The following is a 1,133-nucleotide window of genomic DNA, read 5'->3' as shown; positions in this document are numbered from 1 at the left end:
GCCGGAAGCAGCACCGGGAGCGGCACCGGGGGAGGGGGAGGTGTCAGCAGCGGGGCTGGCGGAGCCTAAGACCTTGACCAGTTCGTGCCGCAGAACGCGGTCGGTGCCAGTTGGTGCCAGTGCGCCGGTCGCGATCGGTGCGGCGCAGCCGGGCTCCAGGCTCGCCGCGGATTCGTCCCCCGCGCGCCGTGCCGCCCCGGTCAGCCGCCATGGTCCGGATCCGGCGAGCGCGTAGCCGTCCATCGCCGATACCCGTCCGCGCGGCATCGCCTCCGCTGCGACGAGCGGTGCCGCGAGTACCGAACCCACCGCGTCGAAGGGTGCGTGCTCCGTCGCCGGTACGGTCTCCAGTCCTGCGGCCAGAACCGGGCCGACGTGCGCGAGCGCCACCGGACCGCGTGCGGCGAGGTCGGACCAGGTGTCCACGTCGAGGGCGTGATCGCCCACATACACGCGGAGAAAGGCGCCGGCGATGTCGTCGTAGTCGGCGGTGTCGTTGTTGTCGTCGTCGTACAGCGCTCTGACAGGTCGCCCGCCCACGCCGCCGGACCGCTCCAGGGCGTCCAGTCGCGCGGCGAGGGCGCGGCGGTCCCACGCGGCCAGGAGGTACTGGTCGTGGCCGGTTGCGTCGACGCCCAGCGCGGCCGAGAACGTGCTGGGTGCGGATTCGGCGCGCGCGGTGCGCACGGAATCTACGAGCGCGGCCAGGGTTTCGGCGTCGAGTCCGGGCAGGTCACAGGCCACGACGACGACGACGTCGACCTCACCCGGCAGCAACGGCAACCCCGCCGCGATCCCCGCCACGGGCCCGGAATGCGGTGGCTCCTCGCGGGTGTCGCCGCCCGGACCAACCGTGACGACCGGGCCCGCGACCGCCCGCGCGGCGCGCAGGACTGTCTCGACCATCGGCTGTCCGGCCACAGGGAGCCGGGCTTTGTCCACGCCGCCCAGCCGGCTCGCGCGGCCGCCGGTGAGCACAATCGCGCCGACCTCGACAGATGTAGCGTTCCCGTTCATGGTTGGCTCTTCGGCTGACGGCCGCGCAGGAAGTCGTCGACGAGGCGTTCGACATCCTCGGGCGTGTACGGGCGCAGGCCGATGATGCGGGCCAGCACCACCGGGCCGGCGAGCTG

General features: G+C 73.3%; 1 protein-coding gene. It reads right to left on the bottom strand.

Going from position 1 to position 1,133, the window contains the following annotated elements:
* A partial coding sequence (locus B4M60_RS00485) for an NTP transferase domain-containing protein (protein WP_291079404.1) occupies positions 1 to 1,017 on the bottom strand: 1,017 nt, incomplete at its 3' end.
* Positions 1,018 to 1,133 lie beyond the last annotated feature (116 nt).

It is taken from the genome of Dietzia sp. UBA5065 (assembly GCA_002415925.1).
Classification (GTDB): Bacteria; Actinomycetota; Actinomycetes; order Mycobacteriales; family Mycobacteriaceae; genus Dietzia.
Note: the sequence above shows the minus strand (reverse complement) of the source record. Positions and strands in the feature narration are given on the sequence as shown.